The sequence below is a fragment of the Paenibacillus xylanexedens genome (genome assembly GCF_001908275.1).
Taxonomy (GTDB): Bacteria; Bacillota; Bacilli; order Paenibacillales; family Paenibacillaceae; genus Paenibacillus; species Paenibacillus xylanexedens_A.
The window spans coordinates 1,257,620-1,275,710 of the sequence record NZ_CP018620.1 but is presented as its reverse complement, the minus strand read 5'-3'; the positions used below and the strand labels follow the sequence as shown (position 1 = coordinate 1,275,710).

The window sequence follows — 18,091 nt, the reverse complement described above, 5'->3', positions numbered from 1 at the left end:
TATTCATCCCCACTTTATTGACAATGAGGTGTTGAATATATCTCCAAACAAAAGTCGGTCAGTCATTTCTCTTCAACTTCATGCGTTGCAGACGTAGGGAATTCAGTACAACCGATACGGAGCTGAACGCCATCGCCGCCCCTGCCAACCATGGAGCCAAGAAGCCAACTGCCGCAATTGGAATACCAATAACATTGTAACCGAGTGCCCAGAACAAGTTTTGTTTGATGTTCCCCATCGTGCGCCGGCTCATCTCAATGGCATCTGCAATGCTGTTCAGATCACCACGCATCAACGTAATATCCGCCGCTTCCATCGCTACATCCGTTCCTGTTCCGATCGCCATCCCAATATCCGCTGTAGCGAGTGCCGGAGCATCATTAATGCCGTCACCTACCATCGCGACTTTCAGGCCACTTTCCTGAAGTTTCTTCACTTCCGCAGCCTTGCCTTCCGGCAGAACCTCAGCCAGAACTTTACCGATCCCTGCCTGTTCTGCTACAGCACGAGCTGTTCGCTCATTGTCTCCCGTGATCATGATAACATCGATCCCCATCGCTTGAAGACGACCAATGGCTTCTCGAGAGGTATCCTTGATGGTGTCAGCCACAGCCACGATCCCTGCCCACTGACCATCTACCGCTACCAGCATCGCTGTACGCCCTTGTTCCTCCAGACGGTTCATCTGCTGAACGGTTTCCTCAGAGACATTCACCTGTGCATCTGCAAGCAAACGACGCGTGCCGACCAGAATCTCCTGCCCGTTTACTGAAGCTCGAACACCATATCCCGGTATGTTCTCGAACTTCTCTGTTGGGGTTAGCTCCAGACCCTTGGCACGAATACCTGCAACAATCGCCTCTGCCAGCGGATGCTCGGAACTCTGTTCGGCCGCTCCCACTCGCTCAAGCAGATCAGATTCCGTCCAATTCGGAGCCGTAACAACATCGGTAAGGACCGGTTTGCCTTGGGTTACTGTACCTGTTTTGTCGAGCACCACGGTCTGAATCTGTTGTGCCGACTCCAGATGTTCGCCGCCTTTGAACAGAATGCCATATTCAGCCGCACGTCCTGATCCAGCCATGACAGAGGTCGGCGTTGCCAGCCCCAGTGCACATGGACAGGCAATGACGAGCACGGCAATCGCTTTTTCAAGGGAACCAGCGAAGTCACCTGGACTTGCAAACAGATACCAGATCAAGAATGTCAACGCGGCAATACCCACGACAATCGGAACAAATATACCCGATATGACATCTGCAATCCGCTGGATCGGTGCTTTGGAGCCCTGAGCTTGCTCGACCACTTTGATGATCTGGGACAAAGCCGTGTCCGATCCCACTCGGGTCGCACGCAGCCGTAATACCCCGTTTTTGTTCAGCGTAGCACCTGTAACGGGATCTCCCGGCTTTTTATCCACGGGAAGGCTCTCTCCACTTAACATGGATTCGTCCACCGAGGATTGGCCCTCTTCAACGATACCATCCACCGGGATACTGTCCCCCGGCTTCACCAGGATCAGATCACCCACCGCAACATATGCGGCTGGAACCAACACTTCCTGTCCATCACGGATGACACGGGCTTCACGTGGAGCCAGTTCAATCAGGCTTTTGATCGCCTGTGAAGAGCGACCTTTCGCCACAGCTTCGAACCATTTTCCAAGTAGAATTAACGTAATCAGAATTGCACTTGTCTCATAATAGAGTTCTACCGAAGGCATGGCGGCTGTGCTCGTTCCCATTGCCCCATGATCCATGGTTGTAGAAGGTAAGTAGCCACTGGTTAGCGTCAGATACAGACTGTAGAAAAACGCTGCACTGGTACCCAGTGCGACAAGAACGTCCATATTGGCACTGCGGTTACGTAATGCTTTGTACGCCCCCACATAAAACTGCCACCCAATGACGAACTGTACCGGCGTTGCCAGCAGCAGCTGGAACCAAGGGTTCATGAACAGATCTGGGACATAGATTCCGGATGTGAACGAGAAATGCCCCACCATTGCCCACAGCAAAGGAATCGATAACAACGCAGATATCATCCATTTCCACTTTTTGCGTTGCAGCTCACGTTCACGAACCGATGTGGTCTCTTCTTGCGTCAATTGCAGTTCAGCACCGTAGCCCATCTGCTTGATCTTGGCGGTAATATCCGAAGGTTTGAGTGCGCCAGCGGCATATTCGATATGCCCTGTTTCCAGCGCCAGATTCACATTCGCCTGAGATACCCCCGGTAGTCGGGAAAGACCTTTTTCGATCCGGGCAGAACAAGCAGCACACGTCATACCCGTGATGTTCAGATCAACCGATTCGGACACCGTACCGTAGCCAAGCGCCTCTACTCTATCCCGCAACGCATTCACATTGGTCGTCTTCGGATCATAAGATACGGTTGCCTGTTCGATGGCAAGATTCACATTGGCTTGATGCACACCTTCCATGCGGGACAAGCCCTTCTCCACTCGTGTCGAACACGCAGCACAGGTCATCCCAGTGATGTGCAGTGTTGCCTTCAGTCCTGGTGCTTCTGCCATAGGTGGCATTGGTGTGGGTTCGGATGATCTATCCATTGGTTTATTCGTTGAGTTATCCATCATGTCAGCTCCTTTCATGTCGATTCGATTTATTGTATGTTATACCAAGATACCCCCAAGGGGTATATATCAGACAGAAAATTAGGCTTAAACCTGACTCTTGGAAAAAGGTACTCTGACCTCTTTTTCGCCCATGAGCATGTTCGGTTTAAGCCTGTGATCCCGTTAGACTACATCGTATCCCTGATCTTCAATCGCAGCTTTGATCTGATCCACGTTCACCGTCTGCTCATCATATTCCACCGCTACTGTCCCCGCTGCCAGATCAACCTTACCACTCGCACCGGTATTCTTCACAGCTTCTTCAACTGATTTCACGCAGTGATTGCAAGACATTCCCGTAACGTTCAACGTAACATTAGACATTGTAAATTCCTCCTTGGGGTATATTAAAATGATAACTTAATTAGGTGAATTGATTCAGCTTACTTCATTAACTTCCGCATCGTAACCAGCAGTTCATCCACAACTTCATGTTCACCAGCCTGAATACGCTCAACGATACAGCTCTTCATATGGCCTTCAAGCAAAAGTTTGCCTACTGAATTAAGAGCAGACTGAGCCGCCGCGATCTGCGTCAGCACATCATCACAGTACGTATCCTTCTCGATCAATCCCTTGATCCCGCGAATCTGACCTTCCACACGGTTCAAACGAGAAACCAGGTTACTCTTCATCTCCTGCGAATGGTGACTCTTGCGCACATGCTTCCCATCACTGCCCTCGGCATGACAGGATACCGCTTCTTGAACTGTAGCCGAAGCTTCCGTTGAATCTGACATGGAGGATTGCAAAGGTTCCTCGGGATGGCTCTGATGATCCATCATGAACACCCCTTTTCTTTCGTTCTTTTCTAAGAGTAACATACCCCATGGGGGTATTCAAGAGTATTCTGATATTTTGATAAAAATGGATGAATCCTTCCTAATTAAATAGAGCGATGCATCTTACAAGGTATACTCCATCCTGCTGCTGCGGACGACCAGACCCATCTGTTCATAGAAAGTCTGTGCTCCAGAGTTAAACGTTGAAACGGACAATTCCACGCTATCTGCCTGAAGCTCTCTCCCTAGCTCGATGAATGCTTCTAGTAACTGTTTGCCTGTTCCTTGGCCCCGATGCTTGTTATCCACTACAAGTTCATGGATGTACAACATCTTGCGATCCACCATCAATGGGTTATCCTGAATTACACTTAACTGCACACTCCCGTAACCCAGAATCAAACCCGTTTCCGAAGACTCGGCAACATATAGGTAACGCTTGTCCGTTTCCAGCAGTTCGATGAACTCCTTTTTCTCCATTCTGGTCTCTAACGCTCTGTATAGATCCGGCCGCGCCTCGACATGCATCTGGTGCAGCTCATCTTTCAACAATGACACGCCAGAGTAGTCCCTCATTTCTGCCTTTCGGATGTTAATCGTACCTGTACTCATCCCAATCACTCTTTCGTCTACTGAATTTTACATTATTATACAACCAAAAAGCAGATACCATAAGGGTACCTGCTTCGCTAAATTTATCTTCATTCCATCAAGCCCACATGATGCTCATGTTGTTTATTTTTTCGAAGAAGCATTTCCTTCATTAAAAGCAACAGGTGATGGCTTCGCTGCCCATTCGTCCGCCTGCGGCTCAATGTCTACTCCGCTCAAAATCTTCTTTTTCTCCATCAAGGAATCCCCGTCTTCATCCAGCTTGTTGCGAATTTCCGCCTCGTCCTGAGGTTGATTGTTCTGTGTCATCATAGAGTCCTCCCTTTTTCGTATTCATGTTGATGTTCCTTTATATAACGTGCCCATTTTCTGCATTATCATTCTCTTCAAGGATCAGGCCGGGAGATCTAACGAATCGTACACACCTTATAAGGGCAAATATAGGGGGAATGAAAATGTAACGAATCTCAGACACGTTATATCACGGGAATTCATCGAAATGGGTGGAAAAAAGGGGCCTTTTCAGGCATTAGCGTGCCTACGATTCGTTAGAATTTCATACTTGCGATTTCCGTCCGAATAAGACGTGCTGAGTTCGTTAAATCGAAACAGTACACCATTCATAACCTCCTTTTTCTCAGATCAGCTCACAATCACAAATCCCCTAAAATACTTATCATCGATACAATATCCAAACTCCTTTTATGCACAAAAAAGGGCATCCCGTTGGTCAAATTCATGACCTTACAGGATGCCCTCTTTCCTTATAGTCCAACTCAGGTGGACGTTTAACCGATTTATTTATGGTTTCGTATTATACCTGATCCTGGCGAGCAAGCGCGGCTAGTGCGCGTAGCGCTGCATTAATCTCGCGCTCCACCGCTTGTCCAACCGCATCCGTATGCGGATCATACTCGGCAGCCAGATCGCTGTCTGCGAATCCATCGATCGCGACAATCGCTCCGGCGCGAGCGCCACGCAGGGTGCTGACGATATAGAGCGCCGCAATTTCCATTTCAGCCGCAAGTGCTCCAGCCTGCTTGTACTTGCGGTGTGGAATCTCTTCCACGCCTGCAAAGAACGCATCCAACGTTACGGTGATACCAACGCCCACTTTGCCTGCAAAGGTTGCAGCGTCCGCGCTTTCTTGCTCACGAGCAGCTTCGATCAACACTTGTGTCACCCCAATGTCCGCTACCGCTGGGAAACCATCCGGCACCAGTTGGCGAGTCAACCCATCCGTACGAACAGCGGCTGTACTCACAATCACACTGCCTGCCGGATAATCGGCTGTATACGATCCCGCTGTACCTACACGAATCAGAGTTGTTACACCCGCGCGAATCAATTCCTCGAAGCAGACAGCTGCTCCAGGCGAACCTACACCATGGCTGACCACAGCGATCTGTACCCCTTCATACAATCCAACAAATGTACGATACTCCCGACTGAACGCCAGTTCTCTCGCCTGCTCCAGCTTGCGGGAAATCTTCTCCGCACGTGCCGGATCACCACAGACGATGGCGTATGTCGGCATGTCTTCCGAATGAATCTGCAAAATAGGCATCAACATATTAATCAAACTCCTTCTTCGTCCACTCGTCTTCCGGAATTGGCAGATCTTCACCCGAGAAGCGTTGTTCCTTGAACGGATCGGCAAAATGGTGGAAACCATTCACTTCCCAGAAGCCGTTACGGTCTTCTGTCATAAACTCCAGACCTCGTATCCACTTGGCACTCTTCCAGAAGTAAAGTTGTGGCACAACCATACGCAGCGGAAAACCATGCTTGGGTGTTAGTGGCTCACCGTTATATTTGAATGCAAGCAATACATCATCATGCATCAACTCTTCGAGCGGTACATTTGTTTCATAATCATGATCCGCATGAATCATGACGTATTTTGCCTCCGGCTTAACCCCAAGAAGCTTCACAAAATCGGAGAAGCGAATACCTTCCCACGGCGTATCGAATTTCGACCAGCGTGTGACACAGTGAATATCACTCACCGTGTTCACCTGTGGCATCGCCTGCAACTCAGCTAGGGAGAACACCTTCTCCTCTTCTACTTCACCGAATACCTTCAAATCCCAGGTGGACAGGTCATATTCCGGCACTTCCCCTTCATGCAGAATCGGGAATTTCTCCGTCAGCATCTGTCCTGGCGGCAGTCGATCTCCGTGATTGTTACCTGTTTTGGGTGCCGGGGTTTTACTTTTTTTCAAACGTTCAGCCTTGTTATGCAAGTGGAATTCCTCCTTCTTTTACTGTCTCTAACATAGACATTCAGAATTAACGCGAGCTTCCGCCCGCTTTCAGTGCATCCTGTGCATAGGTACGGTCTTTGAAAAAGAACATCGCGACCAGCGTCACAATATACGGCAGCATCAACGTGAAATGGGTTGGCAAGGAGAAGCCTTGCAGACGAATACTCAATGCTTCCATGAAGCCAAATAGCACACTGGAGCCCATGACGCCCAGCGGGTTCGCTTGTCCCAGCATCGTTGCCACCAGCGCGATAAAACCACGACCCGCGGTCATGCCTTCGGTAAACATCGTCACCTGACCAAGCGACAACTGTGCTCCAGCCAGAGCACACAACACACCGCACATCAGAACGGCACCATACTGGATGCCACGTACCTTGATCCCAATGCTCTGTGCTGCAATCGGGTTCTCACCGACGGAACGCAGGCGGAAGCCGGATACACTTTTGAACAGATAGAATTGCAGTCCAATCACGAGCACAATGCCGAGGTAGACCAGGGGACTATGTCCCGATAATACATCGCCCAACCACGGGATGTCCTTGATCAGCGGAATATCCCACTTGGGAAGTCCCACCATGTCTTTGTCGTAGTATGCACCTTTTACATCAAAAATCGCACGCAGTGCAAAGGTCGTCACTCCCGCAGCCAGGAAGTTTAGCGAGATCCCGACCACGATGGCGTTAGCCTTGAGGTTAATACTTATAAAGGCAAAGAGCGCCGAGAATAACATCACAATAATAATGGAAAAGAGTACAGCCAGCAGCACATTACCAAACAGATAATTGCCGACAATGGCGGAGAACGCACCGATCAGAACCAGTCCTTCAAGACCCACGTTAAACAGACCGACACGAGAACATAAAGCCCCACCGAGCGCTGCAAGCAGGATTGGAGTCATAATCCGCAAGGTTGAGCCAAACATGGCTGCATCAAACAGTTGTTGCATTGGACTTTTTCTCCTTTCTCCGCTTCAGGAATGAATAACCGATCTGAGCTGATACAAATAACGTCAATACAGCTTGGATGACACTGCCAACTTCCAGTGGCACATCCGTGTTCCGTTCCATACCCATGGCACCTGTCTGTAACGCAGCCAGCAAAATAGCTGCTACAGCAGTACCGAGTGGATGCGAGCGGGCAAGCAACGTGGCCATAATGCCGCTCCATGCGTAACTTGCCGATGATAATGAGCCATCAAGGAAACGGTACTGTGTACCGAGCACTTCCCCCGCACCCGCGAGTCCAGCAAGTCCACCACTGATGACCATGGACAGCATCATCATGCGAATGCGGCGAACACCACCGTAGGTTGCAAAGGACGGGTTGCTGCCGAGCATGCGGATCTCGTAACCGGTCACCGTTTTATGCGTGAACCAGTAGATCAGAATGGCCGCTACAATGGCAATAATGAAGCCTGCATGCAGCCCCATGCCCTGGAACAACTTCGGCAACCAGATACTCTGGTCAATCATGGGTGTCTGAGCCATTGCTGCAGATCCTGTGCGGTCCTTAAATGGATAGGAGACCATGTAGCCCCCGAAATAAATGGCAATATAGTTAAGTAGTAAGGTTGTGATCAACAAGTTCATGCCGAAGCGTGCATCCAGCCAGCCTGCAAACAGGGACCAGATTCCCCCGGCAACAATACCTGCCACAATCGCAGCAATACACACAAACCAGCCTGGTCCTGGCAGATAGAGCGCCGTGAGCGCGGCACTAAGCCCGCCAAGAATCATCTGGCCTTCGGCTCCCATATTGAAGAATCCGGCACGGAATGCCAATGCTACGCCAAGCCCCGCCAAGATGATTGGTGTGGAACGAGCCAACGTATTGGTGAAGAAGTAGAAGTTGCCGAAGGCCCCTTTCCACATCTCCGCATACGTATCCACCACATTACCGCCAACGATCAGAATCGCCACAGCCCCTGCAATCAGACCGATGAATACGGCAAGCAGCGGCTGTACGAGTCCGCGAAGTGTTTCTTTTACCCGATTCATATCCGCTCTTTCCCTCCTGCCATTAACAAGCTGATCTGTTCCTCAGTCGCTTCTTCTGCTCTCAATTCTCCGGCAATCTCACCTTCATACATCACAATAATCCGATCAGATAATTGCAAAATTTCGGACAACTCCGATGAAATGAGCAGAATACCCGCGCCCGCGCTACGTTTGCGCAGCAATTCAGCATGGATTGTCTCCATCGCTCCGATATCCACACCACGAGTCGGTTCGGCTGCAATCAGAAACGGTGTATCCTGTGCAAATTCACGGGCAGCAATCAGCTTCTGCAAGTTTCCTCCAGACAGAAACTGTGCCTTGGTCTCCGCAGAACCTGTCTTGATGCTGAACTGTTGGATCCAACTCTCTACCATTGTTCTTGCTGCTTTGGCTTTGATAATACCGCGTGACTGCAAGCGATGATGGTGTCCCATCAGCCCGTTCTCGCGAACACTCGCATCCTTGGCCGCTCCCCACATATAACGATCTTCCGGGATATGAGCAAGTCCATGCTCCCTTATGCGCCGTACAGGCCAGTTGGTTGTATCCTGCCCGGAGAGCACAACGCGACCACTATCCGCCTTACGCAGTCCAGCAATGACCTGTATCAGTTCCGACTGGCCGTTACCTGAGATGCCTGCTATGCCAACGACCTCACCTTTTCGAACCTCCATATGGATGTCCTTGAGCGCCGAACGATCCTTCGCTCCGGACAGATTAACCCCTTCCACCTGAAGCACCGCTTCCGCTGGTACCGATGGCTGCTTGTCCATACGCACAAGTTCACGACCAACCATCAGACGAGACAATTCCTCCACATGTGTATCCTTGGCTTCCAACGTACCTGTCACCTGACCATCCCGAAGCACCGTGATTCGGTCGGCTACATCCATGACTTCTTGCAGCTTGTGCGTGATCAGTACAAAGGTTTTGCCCAGCTTGGCGAGAGATTTCATGTTCGCCAGCAGTTCCTTCACTTCCAGCGGTGTCAGTACCGCCGAAGGTTCATCCAATATAATGATGTCTGCGCCCTGATGCAGCACCTTGAGAATTTCAACACGCTGCTGCATGCCAAGCGGGCACTCGGACACTTTTTTCCACGGGTCAACCGGCATGCCATATTGTCTGCCAAGCTCGTTCACCTGAGCCGCTGCTTTTTTGCGGTCAAATGCGCCTGCCTTAGCCGGTTCACGTCCGATCACGATGTTCTCCGCCACCGTAAAGGAAGGGAACAGCATGAAATGCTGGTGCACCATGCCGATGCCACTTGCCATCGCCTGGGAAGGCGTAGCAAAGCTTACCTCACGTCCGCGGACTTTGATTGTGCCTGACGTGGGCTGTTCCATACCATACAGCATACGCATCAAGGTTGTTTTACCGGCCCCGTTCTCACCGACAAGGGCATGAATCTCTCCCTCACGCAAATTAAAACGGATGTCACGATTAGCGGTGAAGCCGCCGTACTTCTTCGTAATCTGATCCATCTCCAACAGCATATCTCGCGTTCGCTCCCCTCAGTTCAACTTAAAAAGGTTACACTCGTCACTACGATGACAGAACAACCTTCCGATCGCTGTTATCCCCAGATTTTTTGATTCCCTTTTATAAAGGGGAAAATCCGGTGATAAAGGCGAGGTGTATGCTTCCGAAGCAGCTTTCTTTCAGAAAGCTTTTAGCATTGCTTCTTCAGGTTATTTCTGTCCTCTTCGTTATCGTGTAAACGATAAGTTGAACATATACTGGTCATTTAATAGCAGCAAAACCGGCTGCCTGATCGGGCAGCCGGCTGATCATTTCCATCACTCATTCATTGAAAAGAACATTCGAAACTATTGTTGCAATGGATCTTTGACTACGATTTTGCCAGATACGATATCATCCTTGATTGCTTTAACCTTGTCGATCACTTCTTGTCCAACAAAAGCATTCAATGGAGATTCGCTGTCACGTGTAACGTAAGTCAGGCCTACACCGTCTTCTTTCAAACCGTAGTTAACAGCGCCTGCTTTGAAGTTGCCTTCTACAAAATCTTTCACAGTCTCATAAGCAACCGTATCGGTTGACTTCAATTGAGACAATACGATATGTTCCGGGTCTTCAACGGTACGGTCCGTATCTTGACCTGAAGTGTAGAAGCCTTTTTCTTTGGCTGCTTCGAACACGCCGAGATCACCTACAGCGGATGCGCCAGCGATGAAGTCAGCGCCTTTGCCGAATTGTACCAGTGCCAATTCTTTTGCTTTGGCCGGGTCATTAAATCCACCTACATAGTTCACGAGGAATTCTGCATCCGGATTCACGGATTCCAATCCAGCTTTGAAACCTTCCGTATATTTCTTGATCAATGGTACATCCATTGCTGCGATCATGCCGACTTTGTCTGTTTTGGTGGACAATCCAGCAGCTGCACCGAGCAGGTACGCCCCTTCATATTCACGGAAACCAACGCTACGAACGTTAGGAAGATCAACGGTTGTATCCACAATTGCAAAGGACTTGTCCGGATTTTCTGCAGCAACTTTCTTCAATGCATCTTCTGCCTGGAAAGTGGCTGTAATAATTAGATCATAATTCTCGGCAACCGCAGCACGCAGATTTTGTTCAAATGCTGCCGGATCTGTCGATTCAATCGTCTTGGTGTCTACTTTGAATTCTTCGCCTGCTTTTTTGAAGCCTTCATCCATCTGTACAAAGAAAGGGTTAACCCCTATTTTTTCGGGAAGTACGAGGGCCATCCGAAGAGATTTCTCCGAATCACTGCCTTGGGCGGATTGTTCGTCTTTGGAAGCCGAATTCCCACAAGCTGCCAACAAAATAGCCAACATGATGATCGATAAGACGAACGATAAACCTCTTTTCATTTTGAAAATACCCCTTTTCAACATTCTTTTTTCTTATCCTAGCGGATACTGTCGATCCTTGTCAATAAATCTTTGAGCGTATACACTCAAATAGAATATAATTGACAACTCGCTTTCTACCAAGCTTTGGAAACCGCTCTGTATCAAGCTTTTTTTCGTTGACATCCAGCGCGTCTCCGTGCTAAAGTCAATCCAATTATTCTATTCTGATAGGAATTGTCAGAATTATAACCCAAAGCTGATCATTTTCCAACCCATCTTAAGGAGGCTATTCATTTGAAAAAGATCACCCAGATCACGTTGGCGGCCCTACTCGCCGCTCCGGTAACACTCGGCAGCCTTAGCTTGCCCGCTTCTGCTTCTGCAGCATCTGCAACTCCGGCTAAACCAACCACCTCACAAAGTGTCAAAGGACCGGTAGCTCAGGCTCCAGTTGCTTACACGGAAAGCGCAGCGGATTTTGCTCAATTCTTGCAAGCGAAATACAACGTTCAATTGCCGCAACAGATTACCAAAGGTGATTTCATTCAAGCCATTGCAGCCATCACGGAAGCAACTCAAACAAGTGACAGTGAAGCCAAAACTCCTGTCTTTACCGATCTGTCTTCTGGTGATTCTTCCTATGATGCTGCCGTATCCTTATACAATAATGGGGTTCTTACGGGTACAGAAGTACGTGCCAAGGATCAACTGAGCACTTATGCCGCCGTCTTCATCGCGGTGAAAGCAGCCGGATTCAAGGAACTCGCTTATACATATCCCACAGAGAAAACGGCCAAAGCACTTGCCAAAGTTGGCATTAGCCCTAACCGTGTTCAGGGACAAGCCGCACAGGAACTGGCTGCAGCGATTGATACAGGCCTGATTCCCAAAAGCCTATACCCCGCTCTTCTTAAGGGTGGCGTAGCAAGTAAAGATTTCGCTAATACTTTGCTTGGACGTGTCCTGGTCAGTCAAGGGAAATACAAACATGAGATTGGGCGTTCCGGCGATGCGGACATCTATTCCAAATTGTATGCTGCATATCGCACAGCGGATCTGATCGAATCACCTGAGCTGAGAAAGATTGTGGATCAGGCGCTGCGAGATGATCTCGTAACAGGTTACAATCTGAAGGATAGCCGCTTTGATTCCAACTTTATCGATGAACTGACACTTACCTACGGCCACGATAATATTCAACACGCTGTACAGTTGGTTGGTTTGTTGCGTAGCGAAGGTATTGATGCTGATGTGCAATTCCAACCCAAGACATCTGCCTTCATTTATTTGAAGGAATGGGGCGAGCCAAAGGAAACGCCAGATTATAAAGTGACACAGATCGAGAACGGTAACTATATTGCTTCTGCGAAGGAATATGATATTCAGTTCGAGTTCAACAATGTGGCAGACAAAGTCCGCTTCAACGACATTGTGCTGAAATATGCCAAAAAGAACAGTGACAGTACATCTCCACTGATTCTAAGCTCCTGGTGGCAACCACTGTATTATTCACCAACCGCATTGGCTAACTATCCGGTCATTTCCAATAATAAGATCGCGCTTGGCAATTACTATGCTCAGTCCTTCTCTCTGAAAGAGAATGCCAAAGCCATTCGGGAAGGTTTCCTGAAGCTGGCACCTGATGCGGACATTACGACGTATGACTTCTGGGTGGACCAACCTTTCTTCAACTATCTGAACGGTGGATCTGAATAAAATAAATTCCGTCTCCAACCGAATTAAAGCTCGTATTTTGCCATTATAAACATCCGTCTTTACCGAATTTCACAGGGGTTTCGACCCCTAGATTCGTAAAGGCGGTTTTTTGTTCAGCATTTTGCAAATTTCTTCTACAAAATCATTTTTCTCATGCAGGAATTACCAATATAAGGTCGAATCCTTTATGTACACAAACACGCAATCATATTGCATATCTCCGCACGAACAGGAGTTACTCCATGGTATATGACGGTATTCTACTAGGCTTGATCGTTGGATTTTTTCGGGGCGGGTTGCGACATGGGCTCAACCAGTTTGCAGCACTCAAGCTACGAAGTGGCTGGATTTTCCCTGTATTGTTGCTAATCCAGTTCTTTATTTTCTATCTCCAGGAACGATTCGAATGGGTGGCATCCATTAATGGATATCTCTTTGCTGCCGTCTACATTACAGGGCTCGCTTTCCTGTGGCTCAACAGACACCATACCGGTTTCATGCTCATCTGGATTGGGGTGTTTCTCAATTTTGCCGTCATGGCTGTAAATGGTGGGCGCATGCCAGTTTCTGTGGAAGCTTCTGCTGTACTGGGACCCTATTATGTAGACATGCTCAGGGAAGGCGGCGCCGTATCGAAGCATTTTATGATGAATGCGTCTACAAATCTGCCTTTTCTCGGTGATATCATCCCACTCTCCAGCCCTTATCCACGGACTCAGGTCATCAGCATCGGTGATGTGGTCATGAACGTTGGCATATTCCTTTTTATCCAGTACATGATGGTGAATCGGGACAAAAAGGTTGTGCAACCTGCTAAAACTCATCAGGCATGAAGAAACAGGTAGACTCCAAGGAAGGGAGGTCTTCTCCATGAAAAAATTTGAAGGTGTGAAATATTCCCGCATTGTCATCAACGCAATCATCGTGGCTTCTGTCGTTGTAGCATTAACTTCGGGATACAAGCTGGGCGGCTAGTATCCATACCGCCAAACAAGACAAACAGGCTGCCAGCGGCCTGTTTTTTCTTTCTGGATTTTTGGCAGGCAACTTGGTATGTTATACATCTATATGGTATATCCCTTTACAAGAAAACTAATTATATACACATCAAGAGTAGACTAAACCCAAGCAGGAGATTTTTTATGAACTTTATTCGTAACCTTATCCATAAGGCAGATCGAAGCAGTCTGTATGTTATGTTGCTTAGTTGTACCGGGATCGGTGTTTTTCTGTACATGAATAAGTGGTCTTATCTTCATCTAACCACGGCGGATTGGGTTATGGTCTACACCATGCTGGGTGCGGCGTTAATTCTGGATTATTTCACGTTCCAGATTCCACCCAAAGGCAATCAGCAATCTATGGATTCATCGGTATACCTTGCCTGTATATTCATGTTTGGCGGAGCTTTCAGTTTGTCTGTACTGCTCCCTGTTTCCATCATCCTACTCATCAAAGAGCGCAAGCTCACCTGGTGGAAACACATTGTTAATTTCAGCATCTACAGTCTCATGATTACAGGAGCAGCTGCCGTGTTTGAGTGGACTGGCGGGCAATCCGGAACTCTGGACGGCTATAACCTGATTCCTTATTTTGCAGCGCTCGCAGCCTACTTCATCATCAACACGATCACACTTGGCTTATTCTTTCATTTCTCAACAAAGGATGCATTACAGCAGATGAAGCGGGCATTTGTTACCGAATCCCTGCTGGTTTATTTATGTACGCTGATTCTGGCGCTTGTATTGACGATTCTGGTTGTGCACAATGGCGTGCTCGGTCTGTTGTTGTATCTGAGTCTCAGTATTCTGCTCTCCCATGCATTCAAGCAGTTGTTTGTCATGTATCAGACCATTGAAGAGAAAGCTAACACGGATCAACGCACAGGTCTGTTCAACCATAGTTATTTTGAAAGTATGTTGGAAAATGAACTGACTACCGCTCGTACGCAAGGAACGCCGCTCTGTCTGGGGCTTATTGATATTGATGATTTCAAAAAGTATAACGATCGGTTTGGCCACCTTCAAGGCGACAGTCTTCTAGCCCTGCTGGGGGATTTTCTGATGCGAAAGACGGAAGACACACCTGTTACCGCCTTTCGTTATGGAGGGGAAGAGTTTACTTTGCTCATGCCAGGCATGGAGTTGGACGAATCCTACAGGTTCATGAACAAGCTGCGTAAACAACTGAACGACACACCATTTGAAGGCGTTGAAGTGTTTCCACACGGTTGTCTCTCCTTCTCTGCTGGCGTCGCGCCCTATCAGGTGGATATGTATAACAAATCCCAGCTCGTGGATCAGGCGGATAAAGCACTGTATTATGCGAAGAAACAGGGCAAGAACAACGTGCACCGCCACGGCAGCAATGATGGTATGGAACACGAGATTGATCTGGTACAGGACGTTCGTGACATCGAACAGCAGCTCAATCTGTTCAGATACAAAGATATGGATACGTTTAAACATTCCAAACGGGTCTACAAATATGCACTGGATATCAGTGAATTGCTCACACTGGACAATGCCGAGAAACGTCGTTTCGTGCTGGGAGCACTGATTCATGACATCGGAAAACTGGAGATCCCTTGGTCCATTCTGAACAAAAAGGACAAGCTCACCGCAGAAGAATGGGAAACGATCAAAGGACATGTCACCTGGGGCAAAAAAATGGTGATCACGAACGATCGCTTCGCCGATCTGATTCCGTATATTGAACTTCACCACGAGCGCTATGATGGCAAAGGCTATCCTTACGGCCTGAAGGGTAACGAGATTCCCCGGCTCTGCCGGATGCTGACCGTGATTGACTCCTTTGATGCCATGACGACAGAGCGGCCGTATCAGGAAACCAAGAACGTGGAAGAAGCGATTCGGGAGCTACGCTCATGTTCGGGTTCACAGTTCGATCCGGAGCTTGCCGAGTTGTTCATTCAATATATTGAGAAAAGAACCGCTCAGCAACAGTTACAGTAAAATAAACAGAGCTTCTTCTATAAGCCAAGAAAAAGTAAAAGCGCTATCCCCGGTCTGATCGGAGATAGCGCCATTTTCATTTTCATGGAATGAATCGTACACCAGACAACTTCATTCTCGTGCAGATTCTACATTAAGATTTGGTATTCAGCTCATGTGAGGTCTGATGCAGCTCTTTAATCATCTGCTGCAAAAACATGTTGTCTTGGCGACTGATACCGTGCTGATTGTCTTGAACAAGCATCTGATGAATGTTCTTTTTGAGCAATTCACTGCGACGTTCCAATACTTCTTGACTCATGTTGTTGCGTCACTCCTTAACATGTTTTGTAATGAATTCACGTTCTATATTAAGTATAGAGGACCTTCTCCGATAGGGAAAACGGACTCAGCCTTCCTCAGCTGGTCACACCAACCCTCACCTAGCGTGACAACATTTCACCCCTTATCGTTCTTAGATATCCTTCTAAATACTCCCTGATCCTCCCCAGCATTCCCCAAAGACACAGACTAGGGTCTTGGACAAGCTTGCGTTATAATGGTCCCATCCCTGTATAAATAAATTACCTTATTAAGCTAATCCTAGATCAAAGGAGTTCTGCATTCATGTCCTATAAACAAATTAAATGGATGATTCTGCTGATCCCCACATTCACGGTTGGCATCTGGGAATACATTCGCCATCAGTTTCTGATGCCATACCTTTCGATGGATGCAGGAAACTGGTTAACACCCGTCATCGTTTACCTCGTCAGCGTGACACTGCTCAGCCGATTGTTCCACATGCTTGAAGGTGCCAGGGCTGCTCTGGAGCAGGAACGTGCAGCAAAAGCAGCGCTGGAAGCTCGTGACCAATTGGCAAGAGAACTTCACGACGGCATATCTCAGTCTCTTTTCCTGCTGTCAGTGAAGACCGATAAAGCCGGCCGTAGTCTGGCAGGCAGCGGACATGAGCATGAGATCCAGGAGATTCAAAAAACCGTGCATGAAGTCAATACATATGTAAGGCAAGCTATTGCCCAGTTGCGTTATGTTCCCTCCTCTACCGTGGCGCCCGAGATTATTTCACTGCATGCGCAGGTCGAAGTGCTCGTCAAGGAAACGGTACCTGGTGCACAGATTCATTGGGACCTCAGGGGTGTAACGTTCTCTGCCAAGGAACAAGTGGAACTGCTCGCCTGTATCCGGGAGGGTTTACTGAATGTACGCAAACATGCGCAGGCTACCCGCGTTCAGGTTCACGCGGAAGGTAACCCAATTGCCTGGTTCATTTATATTCAGGATAATGGGAATGGACTAAGTGGAGATCCTCTTCATCTGAAGGATCGGTACGGACTGCGAATTACGAAGGAGCGTGCTGCCGAGATGGGTTGGTCTTTTACCCTCGATTCAAAACCGGGGCATACCCGAATGACGATAGGAAAGGAGCATACTTAATATGGAACATGTACGTGTATTGGTTGTTGATGATCATGCACATGCGCGTGAAGCGATCTGTAGCATTTTATCCGAGGACAGCCTGTTTGAAGTAATTGGTACAGCTTCGAATGGACAGGAAGCGCTGGAGCTCACCGGACAATGGATGCCTGACCTGATCCTGATGGACGTGCAGATGCCGGACATGGATGGGCTGGAAGCTACCCGTCAGATCAAGCTGAGATTCCCTTATGTTATTGTTGTGATGGTCACGGTATCGGATGATGTGACATTTCTGTTCGAAGCACTGAAACAAGGCGCTCAAGGCTATTTGCTCAAAAATCTAACGCCTTCCACCTGGCTTGAATACCTGCGCGCCATCGTCAGTGACGATGCACCGCTCAGTAAGGAACTGGCCTACCGAATTTTGCAGGAGTTTCCCGCACCACGCAGTGAAGATGTGCAAGATAACCCGCTAACAGCGCGGGAACTTGAGATTCTGCAATGGGTATCCGCGGGATATACCAATCGGGAGATTGCTGATCAACTCGGTATTTCAGACCAGACGGTCAAGAATCATCTGAAGAACATTTTGCAGAAGCTGCAGCTTGAAAACCGGGTACAACTCACCCGCTACGCGCTAGAGAGCGGGCTTGCAGGACGTAAACTTCGCAAATAATGTGGCTTCGTAACAATATGTGAATGGTAGCACGAACGTATCGCACACCAATATGAGATTTGTAACATAAGACGAGATGGGCGCTCTGCACCTTACACATTCATGCTTTTGTCACAATTATGTAGAACAAATCGTTTTTTTATAGCCCAATGTAGTCATACGC

At 48.3% G+C, this 18,091-nt stretch carries 17 protein-coding genes; 5 read left to right on the top strand and 12 right to left on the bottom strand.

The genetic code is table 11. The features are described from left to right. Positions 1 to 58 precede the first annotated feature (58 nt). From BS614_RS05795 to BS614_RS05745, 11 genes are all read right to left on the bottom strand, one after another. On the bottom strand, positions 59 to 2,545 hold the full coding sequence (locus BS614_RS05795; RefSeq protein ID WP_074096704.1) for a heavy metal translocating P-type ATPase: 2,487 nt from the start codon (positions 2,543 to 2,545) through the stop codon (positions 59 to 61). A 216-nt stretch (positions 2,546 to 2,761) separates the two neighbouring features. After that, the gene (locus BS614_RS05790; RefSeq protein WP_017691004.1) at positions 2,762 to 2,962 is read right to left on the bottom strand and encodes a copper ion binding protein; all 201 of its coding nucleotides are present in this window, start codon (positions 2,960 to 2,962) and stop codon (positions 2,762 to 2,764) included. Positions 2,963 to 3,021: 59 nt separating this feature from the next. After that, positions 3,022 to 3,378, bottom strand: coding sequence for a metal-sensitive transcriptional regulator (locus tag BS614_RS05785; RefSeq protein ID WP_074096703.1), 357 nt, complete (start codon positions 3,376 to 3,378; stop codon positions 3,022 to 3,024). Between the two features lie 165 nt (positions 3,379 to 3,543). Beyond that, positions 3,544 to 4,032 (bottom strand): GNAT family N-acetyltransferase, encoded by a 489-nt coding sequence (locus BS614_RS05780; protein ID WP_074093223.1) that lies wholly within the window; start codon positions 4,030 to 4,032, stop codon positions 3,544 to 3,546. A gap of 123 nt (positions 4,033 to 4,155) precedes the next feature. Then, positions 4,156 to 4,341: a hypothetical protein gene (locus BS614_RS05775; RefSeq protein WP_017691007.1), complete on the bottom strand. Its 186-nt coding sequence runs from the start codon at positions 4,339 to 4,341 to the stop codon at positions 4,156 to 4,158. 505 nt (positions 4,342 to 4,846) lie between these two features. Next, positions 4,847 to 5,605 (bottom strand): nucleoside phosphorylase, encoded by a 759-nt coding sequence (locus BS614_RS05770; protein ID WP_074093222.1) that lies wholly within the window; start codon positions 5,603 to 5,605, stop codon positions 4,847 to 4,849. A gap of 1 nt (position 5,606) precedes the next feature. Further along, positions 5,607 to 6,278, bottom strand: a complete 672-nt coding sequence (locus tag BS614_RS05765; RefSeq protein ID WP_074093221.1) for a sulfite oxidase-like oxidoreductase — start codon at positions 6,276 to 6,278, stop codon at positions 5,607 to 5,609. A 46-nt stretch (positions 6,279 to 6,324) separates the two neighbouring features. Then, positions 6,325 to 7,248: an ABC transporter permease gene (locus tag BS614_RS05760; RefSeq protein ID WP_074093220.1), complete on the bottom strand. Its 924-nt coding sequence runs from the start codon at positions 7,246 to 7,248 to the stop codon at positions 6,325 to 6,327. Then, on the bottom strand, positions 7,232 to 8,299 hold the full coding sequence (locus BS614_RS05755; RefSeq protein ID WP_017691012.1) for an ABC transporter permease: 1,068 nt from the start codon (positions 8,297 to 8,299) through the stop codon (positions 7,232 to 7,234). Before BS614_RS05755 ends, BS614_RS05760 begins: the two co-directional genes overlap by 17 nt. Next, the gene (locus BS614_RS05750; protein ID WP_074093219.1) at positions 8,296 to 9,795 is read right to left on the bottom strand and encodes an ABC transporter ATP-binding protein; all 1,500 of its coding nucleotides are present in this window, start codon (positions 9,793 to 9,795) and stop codon (positions 8,296 to 8,298) included. Before BS614_RS05750 ends, BS614_RS05755 begins: the two co-directional genes overlap by 4 nt. A 333-nt stretch (positions 9,796 to 10,128) precedes the next feature. Then, positions 10,129 to 11,160, bottom strand: a complete 1,032-nt coding sequence (locus BS614_RS05745; RefSeq protein WP_017691014.1) for a BMP family lipoprotein — start codon at positions 11,158 to 11,160, stop codon at positions 10,129 to 10,131. Positions 11,161 to 11,436: 276 nt separating this feature from the next. Between BS614_RS05745 and BS614_RS05740 the strand changes: the two genes are divergently transcribed. The 3 genes from BS614_RS05740 to BS614_RS05730 all read left to right on the top strand — a co-directional run bounded on the left by BS614_RS05740 (position 11,437) and on the right by BS614_RS05730 (position 15,833). Beyond that, on the top strand, positions 11,437 to 12,858 hold the full coding sequence (locus BS614_RS05740) for a hypothetical protein (RefSeq protein ID WP_074093218.1): 1,422 nt from the start codon (positions 11,437 to 11,439) through the stop codon (positions 12,856 to 12,858). Positions 12,859 to 13,100: 242 nt separating this feature from the next. Further along, positions 13,101 to 13,691 carry a DUF5317 domain-containing protein gene (locus tag BS614_RS05735; RefSeq protein WP_074093217.1) on the top strand — a complete coding sequence of 197 codons (591 nt, stop codon included), beginning with the start codon at positions 13,101 to 13,103 and terminating at the stop codon, positions 13,689 to 13,691. Between the two features lie 309 nt (positions 13,692 to 14,000). Continuing rightward, positions 14,001 to 15,833 (top strand): bifunctional diguanylate cyclase/phosphohydrolase, encoded by a 1,833-nt coding sequence (locus BS614_RS05730; RefSeq protein ID WP_074093216.1) that lies wholly within the window; start codon positions 14,001 to 14,003, stop codon positions 15,831 to 15,833. A gap of 133 nt (positions 15,834 to 15,966) precedes the next feature. Here BS614_RS05730 and BS614_RS31770 read toward each other — a convergent pair whose 3' ends face one another. Then, positions 15,967 to 16,134 carry a hypothetical protein gene (locus BS614_RS31770; RefSeq protein ID WP_017691019.1) on the bottom strand — a complete coding sequence of 56 codons (168 nt, stop codon included), beginning with the start codon at positions 16,132 to 16,134 and terminating at the stop codon, positions 15,967 to 15,969. A 305-nt stretch (positions 16,135 to 16,439) separates the two neighbouring features. Between BS614_RS31770 and BS614_RS05725 the strand changes: the two genes are divergently transcribed. Both BS614_RS05725 and BS614_RS05720 read left to right on the top strand, forming a co-directional pair. Continuing rightward, positions 16,440 to 17,270 carry a sensor histidine kinase gene (locus BS614_RS05725; RefSeq protein ID WP_074093215.1) on the top strand — a complete coding sequence of 277 codons (831 nt, stop codon included), beginning with the start codon at positions 16,440 to 16,442 and terminating at the stop codon, positions 17,268 to 17,270. A 1-nt stretch (position 17,271) separates the two neighbouring features. Then, positions 17,272 to 17,928, top strand: a complete 657-nt coding sequence (locus BS614_RS05720) for a response regulator (RefSeq protein ID WP_017691021.1) — start codon at positions 17,272 to 17,274, stop codon at positions 17,926 to 17,928. The last annotated feature ends 163 nt before the right edge of the window (positions 17,929 to 18,091 follow it).